The 21,242-nt window shown below is 54.8% G+C and carries 16 protein-coding genes; 9 read left to right on the forward strand and 7 right to left on the reverse strand.

Annotation, left to right across the window (positions count from 1 at the left end; genetic code table 11):
* Positions 1-69 precede the first annotated feature (69 nt).
* The 3 genes from AB5975_23785 to AB5975_23795 all read left to right on the forward strand — a co-directional run bounded on the left by AB5975_23785 (position 70) and on the right by AB5975_23795 (position 3,510).
* Positions 70-966 (forward strand): hypothetical protein, encoded by an 897-nt coding sequence (locus AB5975_23785; GenBank protein ID XDR19503.1) that lies wholly within the window; start codon positions 70-72, stop codon positions 964-966.
* Positions 963-2,648 (forward strand): hypothetical protein, encoded by a 1,686-nt coding sequence (locus tag AB5975_23790; GenBank protein ID XDR19504.1) that lies wholly within the window; start codon positions 963-965, stop codon positions 2,646-2,648. The genes AB5975_23785 and AB5975_23790 overlap by 4 nt, the downstream gene beginning before the upstream one ends.
* A 652-nt stretch (positions 2,649-3,300) precedes the next feature.
* Positions 3,301-3,510: a hypothetical protein gene (locus AB5975_23795; protein ID XDR19505.1), complete on the forward strand. Its 210-nt coding sequence runs from the start codon at positions 3,301-3,303 to the stop codon at positions 3,508-3,510.
* 55 nt (positions 3,511-3,565) lie between these two features.
* Here AB5975_23795 and AB5975_23800 read toward each other — a convergent pair whose 3' ends face one another.
* Complete coding sequence (locus AB5975_23800; protein ID XDR19506.1) at positions 3,566-5,332, reverse strand: SIR2 family protein; 1,767 nt, start codon at positions 5,330-5,332, stop codon at positions 3,566-3,568.
* Between the two features lie 1,203 nt (positions 5,333-6,535).
* Here AB5975_23800 and AB5975_23805 point away from each other — a divergent pair.
* Both AB5975_23805 and AB5975_23810 read left to right on the forward strand, forming a co-directional pair.
* Positions 6,536-6,727, forward strand: coding sequence for an antitoxin Xre/MbcA/ParS toxin-binding domain-containing protein (locus AB5975_23805; protein ID XDR19507.1), 192 nt, complete (start codon positions 6,536-6,538; stop codon positions 6,725-6,727).
* A gap of 136 nt (positions 6,728-6,863) precedes the next feature.
* On the forward strand, positions 6,864-7,910 hold the full coding sequence (locus tag AB5975_23810; protein ID XDR19508.1) for a DUF4062 domain-containing protein: 1,047 nt from the start codon (positions 6,864-6,866) through the stop codon (positions 7,908-7,910).
* 152 nt (positions 7,911-8,062) lie between these two features.
* Here the strand turns inward: AB5975_23810 and AB5975_23815 are convergent, their stop codons facing one another.
* The 3 genes from AB5975_23815 to AB5975_23825 form a co-directional block, all read right to left on the reverse strand.
* Positions 8,063-8,404, reverse strand: coding sequence for a hypothetical protein (locus tag AB5975_23815; GenBank protein ID XDR19509.1), 342 nt, complete (start codon positions 8,402-8,404; stop codon positions 8,063-8,065).
* Between the two features lie 185 nt (positions 8,405-8,589).
* Positions 8,590-8,976, reverse strand: coding sequence for a hypothetical protein (locus tag AB5975_23820; GenBank protein XDR19510.1), 387 nt, complete (start codon positions 8,974-8,976; stop codon positions 8,590-8,592).
* Positions 8,977-9,252: 276 nt separating this feature from the next.
* On the reverse strand, positions 9,253-10,002 hold the full coding sequence (locus AB5975_23825) for an NAD-dependent deacetylase (GenBank protein ID XDR19511.1): 750 nt from the start codon (positions 10,000-10,002) through the stop codon (positions 9,253-9,255).
* A 224-nt stretch (positions 10,003-10,226) separates the two neighbouring features.
* Between AB5975_23825 and AB5975_23830 the strand changes: the two genes are divergently transcribed.
* The 3 genes from AB5975_23830 to AB5975_23840 are packed head-to-tail and all read left to right on the forward strand — an operon-like array spanning position 10,227 to position 16,230.
* Complete coding sequence (locus AB5975_23830) at positions 10,227-11,333, forward strand: hypothetical protein (protein ID XDR19512.1); 1,107 nt, start codon at positions 10,227-10,229, stop codon at positions 11,331-11,333.
* Positions 11,333-14,149, forward strand: a complete 2,817-nt coding sequence (locus AB5975_23835) for a hypothetical protein (GenBank protein ID XDR19513.1) — start codon at positions 11,333-11,335, stop codon at positions 14,147-14,149. The genes AB5975_23830 and AB5975_23835 overlap by 1 nt, the downstream gene beginning before the upstream one ends.
* Positions 14,146-16,230 (forward strand): hypothetical protein, encoded by a 2,085-nt coding sequence (locus tag AB5975_23840; protein ID XDR19514.1) that lies wholly within the window; start codon positions 14,146-14,148, stop codon positions 16,228-16,230. The genes AB5975_23835 and AB5975_23840 overlap by 4 nt, the downstream gene beginning before the upstream one ends.
* A gap of 92 nt (positions 16,231-16,322) precedes the next feature.
* Here AB5975_23840 and AB5975_23845 read toward each other — a convergent pair whose 3' ends face one another.
* The 3 genes from AB5975_23845 to AB5975_23855 form a co-directional block, all read right to left on the reverse strand.
* Complete coding sequence (locus AB5975_23845; protein ID XDR19515.1) at positions 16,323-18,377, reverse strand: hypothetical protein; 2,055 nt, start codon at positions 18,375-18,377, stop codon at positions 16,323-16,325.
* Between the two features lie 277 nt (positions 18,378-18,654).
* Positions 18,655-18,930: a helix-turn-helix domain-containing protein gene (locus AB5975_23850; GenBank protein XDR19516.1), complete on the reverse strand. Its 276-nt coding sequence runs from the start codon at positions 18,928-18,930 to the stop codon at positions 18,655-18,657.
* Between the two features lie 180 nt (positions 18,931-19,110).
* Entirely contained in the window at positions 19,111-20,061 is a 951-nt protein-coding gene (locus AB5975_23855) for a site-specific integrase (protein ID XDR19517.1), read from the reverse strand.
* A gap of 178 nt (positions 20,062-20,239) precedes the next feature.
* Here AB5975_23855 and AB5975_23860 point away from each other — a divergent pair, with 178 nt between their 5' ends.
* Complete coding sequence (locus tag AB5975_23860; GenBank protein ID XDR19518.1) at positions 20,240-21,232, forward strand: DNA-binding protein; 993 nt, start codon at positions 20,240-20,242, stop codon at positions 21,230-21,232.
* Positions 21,233-21,242 lie beyond the last annotated feature (10 nt).

A 21,242-nucleotide genomic window follows, 5' to 3' on the forward strand; every position in this document is an offset into this window, starting at 1 on the left:
CAGCGCACCGATCAATTCCGGGCAACCTACAGGGCCTATTTGAGCTCTTATAACAGGAGATGAAGGCACATGGATATGATGAGGTTTCACGACCTTTATCTGCGTCTGTACACCGAAGACCTTCAGGCTAACGGCGAGAAATTGCTAGACCGGTTCTTTGGCCTCTGGAGCGAGGCAGAGGAGAGCGGGATTGACCTCGACACCCTCAATGAAGAGGCCGACGACTGCTTCCATCGCATCGCCGAAACAAGGCTCTTTCCTCTAGCAGCTTGTAGATGGATCGGGGAGCTGGGGCGCGTGGGGATCAGCAAGCCATTGCTTCATCATGTCAGCGTCCGCTACCTGCAGCACTCAGAATTGCTGAGGTTTCAGTTGCCTGAGGGGCTGGAGCTATCCTCCATAAGTGCAGCCAGCCGCATGTGCGTAATGAATGTGCCGGTGCCTGTGTCCCTCGGCTGGATTCTCAGTCTGAATGAAGATCTACCCACTAGCTCGCGGCTCACAAGCACAACCGCAACGATTGTCGGCCTCCTGACTTCGGAGTATCCAGGCACCTGCATGCGCCTTCTTAAGTCGGAAAATTCACCGTTCGCTCATTCACAGATAGCGCAGGACGCCTTGAAGCGACTCGTCGCTGCCGGTACCGCACTGGAAGACCTTCCTTATCTGACCGAGCTTGAGATGCCCCCTGCGATGGAGCGCAGCTTCCGATATTTACGCCGCAACGAAAGCCGCACGGTGACAGATCATGCGCATGAGCATTCGTTGTTCGGTACGGTCACAGCTCAGCACTTCAAATACGCATCCAGCATCGCCATGGAGTACGTGGCGAATGGCGAGGCTACCGACATGACTGTTCCAATGTTCACTCATGAGATGAGTCTTGAGTTGCCGCAAACCTGGATCGCCGACCCACTGCGCTACGCACTGATGATGAACTCACTCTGGAACAGGTTTGACGAATGAGCATCCAGCTAGTCCTCTCTCATTACCTATCAGGCCTACGCGAACGAGAAGAACTGGACGCGCTTCTGCCCGATCTCCTGATTGCCATGGGGCACTCGGTCGAAAGCAGCCCACAGGTTGGCGTCAATCAAGGCGGGGTCGATGTTCTGTCCACCCTTACCGACGCTGACGGAACAGTGGAGGCATTCCTGTACGTGATCAAGTTTGGCAACGTAAGCCGCAACGACTTCTACAGCGGTCAGCAGGCGATCCAGCCCAGCGTGCGCCAGGCTGCCTCGGAATACATCCAGAATCGATTGCCGGCGAAACTGAGACGATGCAAGAAAACGATCGTCGTCGTTTCCAATGGTGAGCTTAAGCAAGACGCACAGTCAGACTATGCCGCGCTCACCAAAGAAGTCTCTGAGATCAACCCGCTGTGCTCGTTGGATTTTTGGGGCATCAATCGACTCAGTCCGCTCATTGAGCAGCATCTGTTTGATGATGCCTTGCTTCTAGACAGGGGCAAATCGGATCTCAGAGCAGCCCTGGCCGGGCTAGAAGATACGCAAGCATCCTTCAGTCGCTTCATCAGGTTTGTTGAGGACTGTGTAGCAGCACCTGATGGGGCCGCTGAGGGCTCAGCGAACACACGAAAAAAACGGTTTCTGAAACGCGCTGCCGCAGCGGCAATGGGCTGGGCTGTGCTCCTAGTGTGGGGCCAGACTGAAAATAATCAGAAGCCTGGAGTGCTCGCCGGCGAATATCTGCTGTTAAGACTGTGGAGCGAGGCGATCACGCTCGGTGTCCAGCAGGATAAACAGTTTCTCAAGCGCTTTGAGACCCTGGCGAGGCTTCACTTAAGCGCGCTCAACCGGTATTACGAACGGATTTTCCCCTCACTCCTTAACCTTCGGAAGGTTCTTCGGTACCGCCCAGATCACGTGCTGTATATGGACTTGGTGTGCGAGGAGCTTGGGCGTTTGGGCACGGCCTTACTCCTGGCCCAGGCAATCGATGCCGACGAATCGGAGCGTGCATTGCTTCATGTACAGCTGATCAGCTTCATGAGCGTACATCCAGCGTGCCAATTGCCTGTCTACGACGGTCAAGCTATCGACATGTCACTCGCGATGGCCGCCTTGTTCGCAGAAGGCGATACAGCCAACACAAGGACGATGCTGGGCGAGTGCGTCGACCGATTTAGCGCGGCGCTCCGAAATAATCACTACATGCCCGTGGACACTGACGATCTAGAAGACGCAATGGCGCTCCGCACTGGCAAGGAAGGGCGTCACGGTCGCTTCTTCAAAACCACGACTTGGATACCGCTTTTGGCCACCGTCGCCGCAATGCTGGGCGACCGGGAAACCCTTCACAAGCTATCGAGCCGCATCGTGCCCCAGCTCAAAGGGGTGACCATGGAGCGCTGGTATCCCCGTACCGGATTGCAGACACTCACAGGCTCGAGAACGTCACTGAATACGGTTGGCGTATCTCGGGCCATTTCGGATTTTCGCGAAACGCCGGAGCAGGAGGTGATCGCATCGTTGCACCTGCCAACACAAAGCGCGGCGGCGAATGAATTTGAGTGGAACAACACGCCATGGGATGTGCTGGTCGCTATCTCCGCCAGGATGCATCGTCATCCGCTGCCAACGTGGTATCTCCAGAAGTGCGCTACCAACCAGGCTATTCCCTGAGTCGACCAAAAAACTAGGAAAGTTGACGGGGGTAATCCAGGGGCGAGGGCCTGACTTGAGAAATCACTCAGACTCGAGGTGAGCTCTCAGCGCTTCCGCCAAGGTGAGGAGAGCATCCTCTAAACGACGGTCTTCCCGGGCGTCGCCCGATCTCGGGATGAATTGCTCGCAATGGCGAAGCAGGGCCTCGGCGTCGTTTGTGTTCAAATCAAAAGCGATCATGTCAAGTTCTCTGCGTGCTGGAGGAAGCTATGCTGCGTTGTGGGATCACCTAAGTCGTTCCTAGGGGAGCGGGGCAATCAGGTGCCCTCTGGATCAGACGCTGGGTCTTCGGCTGGTCGTAGTTTTGTCGCCTGACGCTTGTATTTGTTTGCTATCTCGAAGGCCTAGTCGGCGGGCTTTGGCGCGATGGGCACGTAGCCGTTCTGTGCGAGTTCCAAAAGCGCCTGCCCTACGGCTTTCTCTTTGGAGTTGCGGTCGATGAACGATTTCATGAAGCGTCGAGTCATGCCCTGACATAACGCGCATTATGCATCCTAGGTGATATCAGGAGGCGGTCGCGGCATTGAGCAGCGGTGCGACCTGGGGGCAGTCAACTTGGATTGCTGGGTCTCTAGGGGCTCAGGTTTTGATGCACGGAGAACTCAGGCGAGTGAGCAAGCACATGTTCTCGATTTTGGAGCCGGGCAATCCGCTGATGATCCAGGCATTGGATGCGATGAAGCGCTATTACGAGGCTCAGGCCGCGAAGGCTTCTGAGGACGAGCTTGAACGTTTACGCCTGGAGGCTGAGAGTCTCTTCCAGGCGGTCTCTGAATTCCAGCAGCGGGTGATGGGGCGGCGCGACGACACTCTTCACTGATGGCCCAACAGATGATGGGAGCATTAGTTGATGGCGCCGCTCTGATGAGGCGTCTTTACCACCTGCTAAATCGCGCCAAACCCTCTAGGAATTTCTGGAGGTAGCTCTCACTGCCAAACGCAAAGCCGGCAGCAAGCAACGGCGCGCTGAACTCTGGCGTAGAGTACTCCTGACTAAAGCGAGAGATCGTCTCCGAGTGCCAAGATAGACGCCCCATCGCGATGTTTCGGAATTGATTCTGCTGGATTCGATTATTCAGCTCTTCTTCGTTAACCCCGTTCGCTTGAACGAAGTACAGCAGGTTCAGAAACTCAAAGCGCTCGTACAGCAGCTCGGGATTCTGCACGCCAGCGAACGATGGCGCCCATTTACAGCTGATGTGGCTGGCAAGTCGATTGGATAGCGGCGTGCGGGCATTGCTTTGACCCTCAAGGGTTTTCCAGTGCGTCAGTAGCCCATTGCCGGCCTCCAGATAGAACGGAGACAGTTCATAACCCACCAGGCTTGGCTGCTCACGATGGTTAATCACGGTTGAGCTGAGCAGGCGAAAAAGAACGTCTAGGCGATTAGCACGGGTCAACCCGAGTGCATAGCCGAGTACGATCAACATTACCGGATAGTCCTTCAGTGCTAGCCAATGGGTATAGCCTGACTGTTCTCTGTGCGCTTCGGCATACAATCCTTTGACTGCATCCAGTACGAGACTGAGCTCTTCTCCCGTTCCCCAGCGGCCTAACACCGAAGCAATGCGTGCGATCGGTTCGACAGTGGCCTCGTACTCCGGAACCCAGTCACTGAACGCCTGATTTCTCACGTCACCCCCTCCTGCGAAAAGAGGGGCGAAATCAGAAATCGTCTGCCGAGTTTGGGCCGTTACCAAGTCGTCGAGCTGGATCCTATGCTCAGGGCGATCCATGAATCGTTTTGTCATGGTAATCATGAGCTCGACGCTTGCCGGGTTGGGCTGGCGGGATTGCCCAATGGTCTCAAGCTTCAGTGCAAGTGCTTCGAAGAACGTATCTGCGTCAGTGCCACTGACCACCGATGCGCGGCGCTGTGTGACCAACTCCTGGCCGCGCTCAGATAGACCTCCTCGAGCGAGCCAGTAGGTTGGATAGCGGCGGGAAGGCGCGCGAAGAAACGCGGCCCTCAGGGCATGATCCCATTCCCCTGACCAGCCGGCGACGATCAGACCGAACTCATCGATGATGCGGTCGAGCAAGATGTTGAACTCGGCAGGGTAGTCACCCAGTTCAACATCCGTATTCAGAATTCTGGCGTCCTTGTAGTCGCCATGAAGCTTGAGAATAAAGCACTGGGAATGGGTGATCGGTTCGGCCCCTGCCAAAGTGTCGACTGAACTCACTATCGTGGGCTCAATGCCGGCATCACGCAGTGCATTCTCCATCAGCCTGTCGAAGTTGGTCGTGACGATGACACGCACGTGCCCAGCGCGCACCATTTCTGCGATAGCTCGATGCGCCCGGGTAGGTACCTTTAACCCGTCTTCCAGCTCTTGGGCTGTCGGCTCCAGGAAACCTTGGACAATAGCTCTGCGTTCGCTTTGCGTCCCAGCCAAGGTCTCAAGCAGTGTCGAATAGTTTGGCTGCTCTCCTGTCTGACCTACATACCAAGCATGCCAGTCTTCCTGCTCACCTACCCCTGAGGCGATACCGGCGCGTTTGACCAGCTCCATCGTGATCTCCCAGCCGGTCGGAATGCCGGCGGAGCGTGACACCCCTGACCCCAGGAGTAGTGCGTACACGCCTTTGTTCTCGTATGCCGAGAAGGCAAGCTGGGTAGTAGGGTCATTGGCGATCATGGGATGGGATCTTCCTTGCGTTCTGGGGGCGATTGCCAAAATCATGAAGTCGCCAGCGTTATCCTCGATGGACTGTATTCTAGCCAAAGGCCATCACCGACGCAGCCATTGGTGCGCAGAGTGATTGCCCAATTGCCATCGCATTGATAGGCAGGTATTAAGGCACATTGAGGAGTCGCAATCGAAGACAACTTGCTTAAGCCGTTGTCCTGGTCTGACTGATACGATGAAAGGCCCGAATTTAGTGATTCGGGCCTTTCTCTTCGTTGCGATTTACGTCAAGCGAGGACGGCTATACGAGGGTTCAGGACTCAAGAATCGAGGCTCCTCCGATAGCATGAGGTCGCACTCAACCAGTGCTGGCCCATGCCAGAAAAGCGTCCAGCGATTGTAGTCTTCCTCTGTCTCGATCACGTAAAGCGTTTCTGCCCTGGATTCCCTGAAAAGATGGAGAAACCAAGCGGGATTGACCTTAGATGGCACCCGAAGCTCATACCCGTCATCCGACCATCCCACCCAGTGGCTAAAATAGCTGCGCTCAAAGTCATCATGCATCTGAACGAAGTAGTACGACCGGCTTTTGTCCGCAAATGCTGCTGCACAGAGGTCTCTTCTATGGTCACGCCACGATTTGAACGCTTCCTGGAATGATTCCTGGCAGCGCTCCCATGACTCGAAACCGTAGCGTCGCGCGACGATGCCCAAGCATGCTCTATGTCGCAAAGTCTTTTGGCTTTTGCGCTTAAGAAGCTTGGCTTCGCGTTTGATTTTATGCAGCAGCTCAGGGGTGAGAGGCTGTAACGGAGCAAGTAATTTAGACATGGCTATCCCATAATCCAATACGGAGCACTGGCCCGCTCAGGCCCTAGATTTTTGGGAATTCGTCAGATTTTTGCTTACAGTGTTCTCACTTGGCCAGCGGGCGGCTCAGGCACCTGTAGGCGTACCTGTGGCCGAATGGTGCGGCAGCTCTCGTGAAACTGTCAAGGCGCTAGGTATCCTCAGATCTTTCACCGCCTGCGCTAAGGATTTTCGCGTCCGCGGTGCGATTCGCCTGCTCTTCATCGCGGTGTGTTTCGCGTCGCAGCTTAACTTTTACTCTTGGTGGGGCGAGGGCTGCTGATGCGCACTCTGGGCCGCCTCTCCAGGCCGGAGGGCCGATCGGGTTAGTACGTCGGGAAAAATCACAAGCGGGGATGGCGAATGCAGGATATCGATGTGGTATGGCTTAAGGCTGAGGAGGTGTTTGGTGACAAAGCCAAAGCTGCGGTGTGGTTGGCTACGCCCAAGCAATTATTCGGTGGGCTGACTGCAATCGACTTCGTAAATGATCACCAAAGCTCGCTGCGTGTGATCGAGGCGCTGAGTCAGATCGAACATGGGTATGGCTCCTGAAACAGATCCTAATGGTGAGTGAAGCCGAGGTTCAGATGGCATAGCGAGTGCTCAATGTGCGGGGCAGGGCACTTGGCATCAGCCCCTGTGAGAACATACAGTTGCACAGCACAGCCGTCAGTCATGGGGGATCACAATGAAGGTATTTGTTAGCTCGGTCGTCAGTGGTTTTGAGCAGTACCGAGCTGCGGCCCGGAAGGCCATCACGCTTCTGGGGCACACGCCAGTAATGTGCGAAGACTTCGGAGCGCGCCCGTACTCTTCACAGCATGCGTGCATGACTGAGGTCGACCAGGCAGATGTCGTAGTGCTGATCCTAGGTGCCAATTTCGGCTATCAGACGGAGACAGGGGAATCCGTCACTCAGCAGGAGTTCCGGCGTGCGAAGGCCTCAGGCAAACCCATCCTGGCCTTCCTCGAAACTGTGGAGATGGAGGAACGCCAGAAAGCATTCTCCTGGGAGGTATCGGACTACCTTGATGGTCTGTTCCGGGTGACGTTCTCCGATCAGTCAGAGCTGTATGACGGCATCATCCAAGGCCTCAACCAGCTTTCTGTAAATCGTAAGGCCATTACTGAACAGGAGTTCGTGCAGCGTCTGCAGCTGCGCAATGGCAATGGGCGCTGGGGTGGGTACGACCACGAAGCTCGCTTGGAGGTGGCTTTCCTTCCGCAACCCGAAACTCTGGGCACACTGCGCCTCGCACATACTCAGCATGAAGCTTTCTTTCTCAAGCTCTGCCAGGCCGGGCTGGGTTCAATAAAAGGCGGCTACAAGGATTTCGACTCTGCTGATCAGACCGGGATTGATACCGCAGACCTGAAGTGGCGGCATCATGAGAGTGGGCTGAGTTGGTTGACGGTAACTCTCGCTAACACCTCCAGTTCGCGAAACATCATGGACTCCTTCTACCTTTCGCCCTCCAAGGTCAGGCAGGGGGCGGAGGCTGCGTTCAGCTTGTTGAGTGAAGAGAAGAGTGGGTGGTTCCAGATTGGCCTCTATGGCGTTGGCCACAAGCTATTTGCGGAGCCTCCAGCAACCCCAGCCAACAGCATCTCGACACCGTTCCGCTCAACCGAAAGCCTGGAGGAGCGAAGCCTCCTAATTCCCGCTACACCGGCTGCATACCGACACTGGCTGGACGAAGTGATGTTCCGCTTTGAGCGCAAAATGTCCATGTGAAAGTCTGTTCGCGAGCTAGCCTTGCCAGGCCCTGGAGCAGATGGGGCGTCAACTCGCTGAAGGAAAGGAGGAGGCACTATTGTTGATGCCTGCGTGGCGTCTCAGGCACACAAGATTGCCGGCCTGCTGCTAGCGCCGGCTGGTGTTCGCAGTCACTTCTTGGCTTTGAGGGGCTGGAAGTCGGTTGCGATCGTATTCCACTTTTCATTGATCCACTTGAGCACGGTTCCGCGTCCAGGCGACGTGCTTTTTAGGTTAACTTTCAGCATCTTCTCAACTCGGAGCCGAGCTTCTTTAGTAAGGTCATTTCCACTGCCGTACACGAACTCAGTACCATCGCTGGCCATGCCGAGGTTATTCAGAAAACGGATCATCTCATAACCCTCTTTTCGGCTGAGATGGTGGCCGTCATCGTGGATCAGCTTCGGATTGTCGCCCGGGCTAGTCGTCCACACATAGTCGTACTGCAAGTCTTGCCGGGTTAATGTTGTCATGGCTGGTTGCTCTCTATACCCGCAAATTGGGGCTAAATAGAGATAGTGGCGATAGGCCGCCACTTCAAGTGGCGCTCCTATTATTCGCGTGACTAAGAGCAAGCCTCGTCCTGGCACTGCCTGGAATGGTCGCAGGTAACTAGAAGAAGGGGCGGCGACTCAAATCGCCGCAATAGCGCATCCGCTCATTCGTGAGTGTTAGCGGCATAAGGCGCAAAGCCCTGCACGTCAATCGCCCGAAGCTCGAAGTATTGGCCGTTTGCTTTGAGCGCTGCCTGCACTTGGCATACGCAGTAGGGTGTCCCGTGATACGTGTTACCTACCTGGATGTCGAAGGTAGATTCGCCTGCAGCTGCGTAGTGACGTGAGAGCGTCAGTTTCTCAAGGCTACCCTCTGATTCACCGTTGGCCTCGGCGATCTCAATGACCAGATCGCGTAGCGCTGCGGGGGCCGAGTCAGTGACCTCTGCTGTAAACTTCCGTTGGCGGCTAGCGCCTGTTCTCAATCCTCTTGACTCACTTGCGGTGCCGATTCGGTTGAGGGTGACGTGTACAAGTGTGACTACTTCCATGATCTAACCATATGGATGATGGCCTGCTAGCAGGCATTCGCCAAGTGGGCGAGAGTTGAGGGGGAGCGGGCAGGCTGTCACAGGCACCTAGGTTCTCGGTACCGTAGCTGTGCGTCGCGGTCAGATGCAGTGGCTGTGCCGAGCCGATTTCTGCCAGGCCATTGTAATTCAGTCAGTCAACGGGGCGAGTGCCTTCCTCGCGATGTTTTGCGGGCAACCGCTCCGAAGTCGCCGTGACTTGCGTGTACCGAATAAGCACTGCGCGTATCAGTAGATTCAGCTGAAGGCGTCGCTGATCAACGTCCTCATGACGGAAGCCGGCGCTTGGAGGAAATGTTCCTGGTCACTGATTTCAAAACGCACAGGATTGATGTGCACGACTGACGCCCCCGTACTCAAGGCCCGAAGCGGCAGCTCTGCTGCCGGGAATACGTTGCCGGAGGTACCAATCGAAAAGAACAGGTCGCAATCCTCTGCCGCTTCAAGACCAGCGCGCCACGCGGCTTCTGGAAGCATCTCGCCAAACCAAACGACGCCCGGCCTGATGTGCCCGTTGCATGAATGACACCGCGGTGGTTCGACGCGGCAGCCATCCTCGGACATTTGATCGCAGGCGAGTAACGCTTCGTGCGCAATGCCACAGTCGATACACCGAGGCGAATGAAGGCTACCGTGCAGGTGGATGACTCCCTGGCTCCCAGCCCGCTCATGCAGATCATCTACGTTCTGCGTCACCACCGTCAGCTTTTGCACATGCTGGGCGAGCTCTGCAATAGCAAGGTGCGCATCATTCGGCTGCGCCTGGAGAACCATGCACCTGCGCCACTCGTACCATCCCCAGCAGAGACTTGGATCGGCTCGATAGGCTGCGGCGGTCGCCAGTTGGGCAGGGTCGAACCGCCCCCACAAGCCTGTCAGCGCATCACGAAAGGTGGGAATACCGCTTTCTGCCGAAACGCCAGCGCCGGTGAAAACAACGACGCGCTTGGCTTCTCGCAAACGCTGAGCGATAGCATTGATTGCCATGGGTGGGTGCTCCGAAATTCGTTATCCCAGCTTACCAATGTGAATCACACAGGGCGGTGCTGGATTATTGCTGTCGCCGCTGAGGTACATTCTAGAGCGTGTCGTTGAACACCCAATGTCACCAAGCGTAGCAACTGGCGCACTTGCAATTCATGCGCTTTGCCAGCACCCTCGGCTGTGACATGCATTAGATTGCCATCATTAGAAGGTCATCGAGGTTATCCATGAACTGCAGGGACGGTCGCATCAGTTCAGCGCTCAGCCACGAAATCAACTCGCACCGGGCTCGACTGGCTCCGTTCTTCAACGGCAACGCCAAACCTAACCCGTCAGTTAGCTTTGCCAATGATGGGACTGGCTTTGGCAAGTCCTATAACGTCTTTGACCAGTTCGTCGAAAACTCCGCTGTTCGTAACGAAAGCGGGGGCCACCGCAACCTATTCTTCATCACCCCGCATAAAGCACAGATCGACGTTTCCAAGGTCACTCAGGAAAGGGCGGCAGCGCGGGGTGTCAGCATTCTGAGCTTCCTGGCCGAGCGGGACTTGTCTGACCTCAATTTCGTCGGTTGGGTGACCAAGGTACGTAATGAAGACCTTTACGGCGGCTGGATCAGAGCCCTTAGTACCGACTACTACCGCGAAGCGGTCAGCGAACTGAGCAGCGCCATCAGCGGGCTGAAAGCCACTGAGTCCGAGCACCTGCGCTACCTGAAGTTAGGCGTGATGGATCATCTTCGGGACATTGAGCTGCGGCGTCGAATCGACGCGTCGAAGCAACGCCTGCTCTTTGCGTTGCAGGATCTGGCCAAAGCCGTGATCAGGGAGAAAGTCGGTTCTCAGTTCGTGACCACCGAAGACCGCTTCAGGGATGCTCGAACTGACCGTGAACGCGCGAAGATCGAAGTGATTGATCATGTCCTGCCGTTCGAGTGGGCCAAGGTGGGGCCAACCATATTCATCGCTACCACTGCGCGATTCCTCAAGCGCGCGTTCATCGTGTACATCGACAAGAAGAAAGAACCAAACATCAAGAAGCTGAGCTTCGACGCCATACTGGGAGCCAAGCGTTCGCCCACGAATGCTGAGGAAGACAACATCGCGCCTATCGGCGCCGCCTGTAGCCTGTCCCATGACGAGCAAATCGCCTACCTCAAAGACGACTTCTTTATTTCCGACGAGGCAAATTTCTTCAAGGCCCACGGAATCACCTTTAACCTCGTCATCGACGAGGAACATGACAGTTACGACCGAATTTTCGAGGAGAGCAAGAAAAAGCTGGTCAGCGAGCGGGTGAAGCGCCCCACGTCATTGCTGGCCTGCACCGGCTGATGGAGATGGTCTCGGAGAAGTATGGCCCCGATAATGAGGAACCTATCGCGTTCAACGAAACGGTTGAGCTCATGCAGGATCTTCGTCGGCATTACGAAGAGGACTGCCAAACCAGCGTCTCGTTGGATGCCATCCTGATGATGTGCTCGGGCAACGTGGGTCACATCACGATCAACAATCGTGATGTCGAACAAATCCTGGCGCTGTCTCGGAATATCTTCAGCCTCACCCCGAGGCGCTTCTACAACGAGGAAGCACTCAAGCGAATCAGGATGCGGTCTGTGTGCGGTAAAAGTGAGATCCGTCTGTATTTCGATGATGGAAGCCCCACTGACGATCCCGACCCCACACTGCACGACTTTCTGCAGGTCATGCTGTGCGCTCTGTACGCCTGCTCCAAAGTGCCCCAGAAAAGCCCACTGCGACAGCTGTTGGAGCTTGGCCAGGAGGCCAGCCAGAACGCACCGTTGCTGGAGTTCATCAAAACTTCCCGGCAGCATCACGCCTACGTAGCCTCGGTGTTTGACCGCGCCAGGGACGCTGAAATCTTCGTAGATGCCTTCTTCACTTTCTTCGCCCCGAAAATTGTCTTTTCGCTGATCAAAGTGGACGAAATCCCCTTTGGCGGTGATGCGGTGAAGAATCGGGTCTTCGTCGATTTCCACCTTGACCTGATCCTTGAGCTTCCTGAAGTGAAGCTGCTTCGTATCCTGCATGGCACCCAGAACAGCGCGATGTGCCTCAGCGCTACGACAGGTTTCAAGAATTCTTACTCGGGCAATTTTTCGAGAAAGATGCTGGTTCGCTATGGTGAGACCCAACCATCGAATCTAGATGTACGCGTCGTTGAGCGCTCCCTCGCGGATGTAGATGCGATGGCAGACCTTCGGGCGGCCCGGGCCAAGGCCAGGACGATGGAAGTCAGGCCTTTCTACAAAACATCGGCTGACGACATTAGCGGGCTGCGCAGCGAGCCTGCCTTCAAAAGCGCTTTCAGCTTCTGGTCAAACTCCCTGATGCCGCCAGGCTTTCGTGACAACAAGTTCCGGATGTCTGCTTACCGCCGGCAGATCGAGGCGATGCTGATGGCCGCCTGGGATGGCAAGAACACCTTCGTGCTCTCGCTCAACAACCGCTTTGCCGATCTGTTCAAAAAGCTGTTCGCGCAGGGCATCGAGGGCCGCATTAAGGGGCTTTCGACGCAGTACCAGGACAAAATCTTCGAGCTGAAACCCTTCGTGGGTGGAACCAAGATTCGGGTCATCCTGTTCAGCGCCCAGCTGGCCAGAGAGGTCAATATCGATGAATACCTGAAGGTGGATTCTGACACGCGGATATGCCTGGTCTCGTCCTACGGCAGCGCTGGCACGGGTCTCAACCTTTTCGTTGAGCGCGCCGAGGATGGCCTCCACCAGGACTTCGATCGCCTTGTGCTGGTTAACACGCCGTTCTATAGCTCCATCCGCGAAAAGGATACTGGCCTCAATACCGTCAAGAACCACATTCTGCTTCTCAAGCACATCGCGTCTGGGGGGAGCGAGGCGGTTCGGTTGTCGCAGTTCGACTCCAATCTGATGCAGCCCAAGAACCGCCGCATCCTGAATCAAGAGCATGATCTGGCGGTGCTCAAAGCCATCATCCAGGCGGTGGGGCGTGTCGAGCGACGTGATACCCACCTGCACAGCGAAATTTTCCTGCCCAGTGATGTGATCAACGATCTGGTGGTGCGGTACAGCCGACTACGCCGTGAGGGCAATGATCTGCTCATCAACAGCCTTTCGCTGCTCAATCACAAGCTTATGCAGTTCTGCCTGTCTCAAGCAGAGGGTCGCTGCTTTGGTACCGAGGAAGAGCGAGAGCAGTTCACTGCTCAGGTGGCTGCCGACGCTGACGACATTGATAGGTTCTTCAACGGCGCTTTTCGCAGCAAGATCCTCAGAAGCGCACGCGAAGGTGACCGGGAAGCGATGGCGTTTAACGAGATGCTTAGATCTCCCGAGAGCATCACAGCACCAGAGAAGTACGTGCGCAGGCTTCTGGCCTCGCCACTCGTAAAAGCCTCCGGCTACTACCAGGAAATCATCAACGCCTTCTACTTGCCGCGGGCTGTGACGGATCGGGTCACCATCTGCACGACCATCGAGAGCCACAACCACCTGAGTGACCTACTGCATGGGCAGGCTGTGTATCAGCCTGGGAAGTGGCTTGTTCCAGACTACGTCCGCAACGATGGCGATGACCGGGAATCAGGTACTGGCATCATCAACATGGCCTGCAACATGGCCAGCGAAGGGATTGATGTCCACTTGCCCAATCCGGCGCTGATACCGCTACTGAAGGGCAACGTTGGCGAGTTCATTTTCGCCCGAGTGCTCGCGGTGCTAGAGATCACTCCACTTGACCTCAACCAGTTCATCGACTGCCTGGGGCCCGCAGTGTATGAGAGCTATGACATCTTCGTTCGGGTGCAAGACACGCTCATCTGCATCGACGTCAAGCGTTGGTCGGGCAGCCTGGATAGCCACGAGCTCTCGCTCAAAACGCTTCGCAGAGCAGAAGCCAAACGCAAGGATATGAGTGAGTTGTGCGCTGGCCTGAACCTCACGCCGCGCTTCCTGTACGTCAACACGCAACCAGACGACAACGATCTAAACGCTGAACGTGAGTTCACCCATGGAGAGTCGATCCACTTTCTGAATGCCTTCAAGATCATGACCCGTTACGTGCCAGTGACCGAGGCAGGCACCGTTCACCGGGTGGATGACCGTCTGATGATCAACCCCACATTGATACAGCTGCTAAGGAACGCGAAATGACGTCTATCAACCCTCTGGAAATGGGTGCTGCTGCCAAGGCGCGCACCAACATGCTGAAACTGCCCGGCAACCTTGACGACATCATTGACCGCTTAGCAGTCATTGATGAGGGTTACGGTCACATTCAGGCGGCTGTGGTTGAGGTCTCCAGGAAGTATGGTGAAGAGTCAGAGGTCTATTACCCGCGGGTCGATGCCACCATCAAGGACTTCATCCGTAAATCGCTGGGCGTCCCAGCGTCCACCAAGGTGCACTACAGCAAATTCAGTGGCAGGAAGGGGGTGTTCGGGTTCATCTATCTAAGCACGCATGCGCCGGCGCCTGGCCATGTCCGCCAAGTGATCAGCGAGCACTCACTCTATCCCTGCTACGTGATCCAAGCACTGGTGGATCTGAAGCTCAAGCTCTCGTACCTCAATGACGTCCACCAGCGCTACGCTATAGAACCTGTCGAGTACAACGCGAATTTGTACCTGGGACTTGTTTTCAGCCGTAAGGCCAGAAACGGTAATGAGGTGTTCGAGGCTCTGGAGTACGAGCTGTATTTCTCCAAGGAGCAGGAGCTCGTTCTCTCCCTCAAGCGTGCAGTCATGGAGTGCGCTTCGTCTGTGGAGTCAGCGAGCAGGCCAGTCACCGATTCCGGCATGTTGATGTTCGATTGGAGTGGTAAACGTTACCAGCGCGTACAGTCTCTCAACGCGACCACCAACAGTGATCGCAAGTACATGGCGTTTGCCACGAACTACTCCGAGGCAAAGGCACTCGACCTTTACCACAACAGCATCAATTACCACCAAACTGACTGCCTGAACCGCATCGAGCGACTGCTGAAGCGTGCGGGCATTGAATTCAGTCCTATGGTGTACCAAGCCACCCATCAGGTCAGGACATTCCTGGCAGGATTGCCGACCATGTCAAATCCGCTTTGGCTGCTCGATACAGCAAAGGACACAGCGGACAGTGAAGCTTGGCTAAGCACTATCAAGACCCTCGCAGAGAAGTTCGGCGCGTGCAAGGTACTGAGCGGTGATGGACTGCCATTGCCCACTGAGCTTGCAGTGGGCAACACGAACTACCTGGTCGTCAGCGAGAAGGTCAAAACCTCCGGTAAGAGCAAGAACGGTTCCAGCATTTCGAAATCGGAAGGGGAGGAGACGCAGGCCTACAACACCTTCTGGCAAGCGCTCAACGATAGCCAACGCAATCCAGGTGCGCAGTTCGATTACTACACGTCGGTGAAGCTGCATCGCTTCACGACATCCGTCGACACCATCTGCCAGGGTTTCGACGTCGATCTCAAAAAGAAACCTTCTGATTCAGCTATTGAGAAAAGCCTGCAGGAATTGGCACTGAAGGAATCGATCTTCCGAGACAAGGCCGTGACCATCAGTGGCGCAGCTTTGCCTGACCATGCGCTGCAGCTGGTGAGTTGCCGATGTGACCGAAAGGAGAACATCTACATCCAGGTGCTCGACGTGACCGTGAATGGCGAGACCATCAAGATTGAACGCTCGCGCCGCTTCGATGAGACCTGCGCGGGTGAGTTCAACTACGAGTTCAAGCAGCTGAGCGCGGTGCTCAGAAAAGCAGGTACCAAGGCGTTTGATGCCCTCTGGGACGGCGCATTCCTGATCCGCGACAAGGAGACGAATACTTGGCTGAACGCTTACAACACCCCCCGGGTACCCCGCATCATCGGCAACACTCTGTTCGATAACCAGGAGCGGCAGGACGAGGGTACCTCACCGTCCCGCCAGGTCAGTGCTGAAGTGGCGTCTCTGCCTTACTACCTCACGCCAACAAAGCAGAGCCAGCGGCACAGCGTGTTCATCCAGGACAATGGCCTAGAGGGCGCGTGGTACTTTGTGGCGTCCAACAAAGCCACAAACGGAACCATCGCGAAGCAAAGCTTGGTGTACAACGTTGTGATTACCGATGAGGTCGGTACCCGTATTCCTGTCCTGAACCACCCACTGGGCGAGCTGTTCTTCTCCAGCTTCACCTACGACATCGTAAGGCTTCGCGAGGCGGCCAAGACTTCGATTTTCCAGAAGATCGTTGAAGTCTGCTTGCATAACTGACGCAGCATTAGGCCCATCTTTTTTGAGGATGGGCTTTGCCGCCCTGACTGCTCTCTGCCTTGCTGGATTATTTAAGCTTGAGAGCGGCACTACTATTGATAGAAAGCCGCCGACCCATAGAATTCAAGTAGGGCGTAATTTTCCTCTTTTCCACGAAGCTGGCGGATCAGATCAAACTCCCCTCCGATTTTAGACGCAAGGTCTTCTGCAATCTCTGGTGTAGACTTCCGGATCGAATTAATCGCTATTTTATAGGCATCGAAAAACGGGGCTCCAGCCGCTAAGTTGAAGGCGAGGTAGGATCCGAACGCTGCAGCGGGGTATCCCATAACGGGCCACAAGTGGGAAATTGTCGCTTGGTCGGCGCTCGCGATGCCTGGCGCTATTCCTATTTTAGGAAGCAGGCCTCGTTCTTCAAAGCGCGCTCCATCGCAGATGTTAAGAAATGTCAGCCGCCGTTTTTCAAGGACAGGAGCTTTCTCCCATAGATCTTCAAGCGAAACGGATAATTCATGACCGATATGCATCTTCATATACTTGGGTGACCAGTGATCAAATTCACCGTGAGATGCTACCCAAATGATATCGTAAACAGGGTCTTGATAAGCTTCGAGGAACCTTTGTTGTGTGGCTTCGGTGAAGGTTACAACATCAACTGCAGCCCCAGCAGATTCGAAAACGTGCCTGATTACATCCGTTTCCAATTCCTCTGTCAGACTCCCTCCGCCACACCAAATTAAAATGCGCTGCGGTTTTCGGTCAGGCTTAGGGATAGATAATGAGGAGGATATCGGCCATGTCTCCCCCCAAACTTTCAGCTGAATTGATTGAATTGGGGTGCATTCAGTGTCAATAATTAATTGGCTTGAGGGTTTGGAGTGAAAGGGGAACGGGGTAAAGCAGTACCCGTTGGTAAGAGCTAACTCATAATCTTCAGAGCAGCCGTATTTAGGTATTCCTATCCGAGTCGGTATGGTTACACCGGAGTTGTCAGAATAAGCTAGAGTCTTTGCTACACCTAAGAACTCATTACTAGCAGGAACCAGTTGTTCTAAAATAGCCTGAGAGTCGCGCTCGATGAATGTGCGTTCTTTGCCAAGGATGGCCAAGTAACCATGCTCACCGAATGGAATTGATATGCACAAATCTTCAGCGGAGACATTCATGCCGGGTGTTAGCAACTGGTGCCAAAGCAGTAAGCCTTGTAAGGCTAAGCAGGAGTCGCCGGCGCTGAGGGCTTTGACAACAAAGGGTTGAATCGAACCGCTTCGGAATGCAGCGTCGCGGAAAAACGTTATTCCATCTAGTTTTGTCTTGTAAAAATTTTGAACGCGATCTATTTGACTGAGAAGCGCTGTCGGATCTTCATTTTCACCTCCTGCATAAATGGTCGAAAGTAATTGCAATTTATGCGGCTCAGCAAGTATCTTGTTGAACTTGTCGAGTGTTGTAATTGCCCATTCATGGGATGTCTTGCTTGAAAAGTTGCCTGCGATGGTGGTCAGGCTATAGAATAGAATAGATCGCGCCTTTTCAGAGAGGTTGTCTTTCTCAGTGATATCTTCCACGACTGGAATGAACACTTTAGCTAAGTTGGGCGCTTCTTTCGCAGCCCAGCACGCCAAGTGGCTCCCGAGATATGCTTCATCGGCGAAGATGTGCTCCGCAGGCAAGCTCATAGAGGCTTCAAAAATCATCGTGGCGAAGGGCCAAAATTCATGTGCGATGTTATTCATAGCCGTACGCTCGCGAGCGTAGTAAAAGAATGCACCAAAAAATTTTACCATTACTGGTACGAAACCTGGCCAAGTTCTTATCGGCGGTGACGAACAAAACTCAAAAACTCTTCCTGTGTGCAAGGTTTTTGTGTGACTTTCATTGGTGTCTTCTGATAGCGCCCACCCAATCCAGCTCCCCATTTCTGTAAGCTCATAGACTGCATACGAGTCGTAAAGAGCCTGGGTTGCAAAAATTAATTGATAAAAGTATAACGGTAACTTTTCTTCTGCGGGCGCGTTATTTTGCTGATCGATAATTATGGAAATAATTCTTTTGACTTCAGCAGGCGAGGATGAAGCTCGGCACGCGTCACGGAATACCTTGTCAAGGTGGCTATGAAAGTTTTCGATTTCCTGCTCAAGGTTCAATGCTTTAATTCCTTTTGGTGTGTGTTGGTTAGTTTTTTTTGATCTCTGACTTCAGGCTGCCCATCCAAGACAAGAGTCCTAGGGATTCTCCGAACAAGTCAGCACAGACCACGCGACTGTGCTGAAATAACCTTCCGTTCAGCTACCGCAGCAAGCCTTGCCCATGAGCCAGATGAGCTTCTCCGATTTCTAATATGCAGGTAAGCGCAAGCAAAGCACTGCGAACAGGAACTGGGGTAGGGTGCTTTGGCCTCAGAGGGGTTGAAGAGTTTGCGGTTCACCCTTTGCTGGCAAGCCCGTAAATCTCCCCGCTAAGCTTATTGACCAGTTCGGTGGTCGATTCGTCGGTGCTTTCGCTGATAGTCAACGTCAATAGCGTCAGCGGGCTGGGGCATAGGCGGTCACTCAACTGTTGCAGCTTGTCCGAGGTGATGCTCGACTTACCAGCCTCCAGCTTTGAGAGGTAGGTGCGTCTTGTCGTGTCTGCGAACTCGCGCTGGGAAATATTTCGTTTGGCGCGTAGGACTGTTGCGAATGAAGCCTTGAGTGTCATGAGGCCATCCCGCTCATTTCATCATCAGTTCGCATGCCTGGTTATACTCCTTGCTGTGTAGTAGCCCTTGCGTCCTAGCGCGCGAGCTTATCGTGACGGTTCCTACTGTCGTTTGGGAGTCTACCACTACAGTTTTCATCCAGATGGCATCCTGCATCGCCATAGAGAAACCACGACGATTCAGGTTTTCTCAAGGACGTCGGTCGATTGGGATTGAGCTGCCAAGCTGCCGAAGGAGTTACTGGCGTCTACATACTTCAACGCAGATTTCATGTCTCGCCACCCCACATAGGTCATCAAACCTTTGATGTCCCATCCGTTAGCCGACGCCCACGTTGCAAAGCCTCTTCGCATCGAGTGACTGCTGTACGCCGCGGCTGGAATGCCCGCAGCCTCTAGAATCCGGCGCAGCAGGGGAATCAAGCTACTGGCCCTGAAGCCACTGTCGGAAAGATTACCCCAGCGATCGAGCTTGCGGAATATCGGCCCGTCCGCGATACCTGCCAGGCTGATCCAGTTGATGTAGGCCTCGACCGGGCAAAGTTGCTTGAGGGCGGGGGTGTAGAAGGTGCTGCCCTGGTAGTCGCGGTCGGCCTTGGAGTAGGGCAGATAGAAGGTGATGCCAACACCGGCTTCCGCCTGAGTCGTCTCAACACGGAGTCGCGCCAGTTCATCGCTTCGAAATCCGCGCCAGAAGCCAATTAGCAACAGGGCGGAATCGCGGCGGTACCGCATCAAGCTCTGGTAATCACCAGCCTCAATGGCCTGTGCGGCTTTAATGTCCAGCCACGCCACCACCTTCTGCAGATGACGCAACTGAAGGGGCGCAGCTTGCTTCTGCTGTGCAGGGTGAACTGCGCGAATGCCTTTAAGCATCTGCCGCACCTGAGGAGCCTTCGTCGGATCAGGGAAACCCTGGCTAATGTGCCATTGTGCCAGCGCAGCAAGCCGTTGCCTGAGCGTGCTAAGAGCGAGGGTTTCAGCATACTCGGCCAAGTAGCGAACGATCCCCTCCGCTGTCGCTGGCAGGTACCCACCCCACGTGACTTCGAAGTGCTCGATCGCCGCGCGGTAGCTCTTACGTGTGTTTTCTCGCGTTCCCGCCGTCAGGTACCGCTGAGCCTTGTCCATCTCCCGTTCCTGCCATTCATACAGACTAGAGGGCGATTTTCACCCATTTTGCCGCCTAAGAACACATAACTCTCCATTATTTACTCTTGGATTTCGGGGTATTTATTGGTCATAAAATCATCTACAATGTCACGTATGAACGTGTTATGTAACACATTACGAAATCGTAGGAGAGGTCATGGCTCGCGGCGGCATTAACAAGGCTTTGGTGCAGAAGGCACGCGCGGCGCTGATCGCCCGCGGCGTCAATCCAAGCATTGACGCGGTGCGAATCGAGCTAGGAAATACGGGATCCAAGACCACAATTTCGCGGTATATGCAGGAGTTGGAGTCGGCAGACGTGCGCCCGCAGGCCCATCCGGATCGACTGAGTGATGAGCTGACAGCGATGGTCGGCCAGCTTTTGAAGCGTGTTTTGGAGGAGGGCAACGAAGCCCTGGCGCAGGAGCGAGTCAGCCACGAGCAGAGCGTCGCAGCCCTGAGTCAGCGCATCAGCGACCTAGATGCAGAACTCAAAAACAGCAAACAAATCACCGCGAGCCGTGATGCGGCATTGATCGCCCAAGCCGAAGAGCTGCGAACATGCCAATCCTCTTTGCAGGCCGAGATAACCCGGAACGCGCGCCTCAGCCAAAGCTGTGCAGACCTGGAACTGCGAATGCAAGAGAAGGATGGGCATGTGCGCTCGCTAGAGGAGAAGCACACGCATGCCCGGGATGCGCTGGAGCACTACCGCACCGCCATCAAGGAGCAGCGAGAACAAGATCAGCGCCGCCATGAGACCCAGCTTCAGCAAGTCCAGCAGGAACTCCTGCAACTACAACAGGCCCTGATGGTTCGCCAGGATGAATTGACGCGCCTAAATCGTGACAACGAGCGCCTGCTGAGTGAAGCGCGCCAGCACAGCAAGCTTGCTCACCAGAATCAGGATTCGATGAAGCGACTAGAGGGGGATCTGGGGCTCGCAAACATGGCCACAGCCAGGGCTGAAGGCGCTAAAGAGATGCTCCAGGAGCAATTGGTGACCGTGAAAAATACCAACGAGGGGCTCTCGTCTGAAATTTCCTCGCTACGAGCCAATGTCGTGAAACTTAGCCAGGAGCTGGCTGATACAGCCAAAGCACTGAAGATTTGCCGCGGTGAACAGCCTGATATGACTGGCGAATCATGACCACAGGGGG

Origin of the sequence: Pseudomonas putida, assembly GCA_041071465.1 — a bacterium.
Lineage (GTDB): Bacteria > Pseudomonadota > Gammaproteobacteria > Pseudomonadales > Pseudomonadaceae > Aquipseudomonas > Aquipseudomonas putida_P.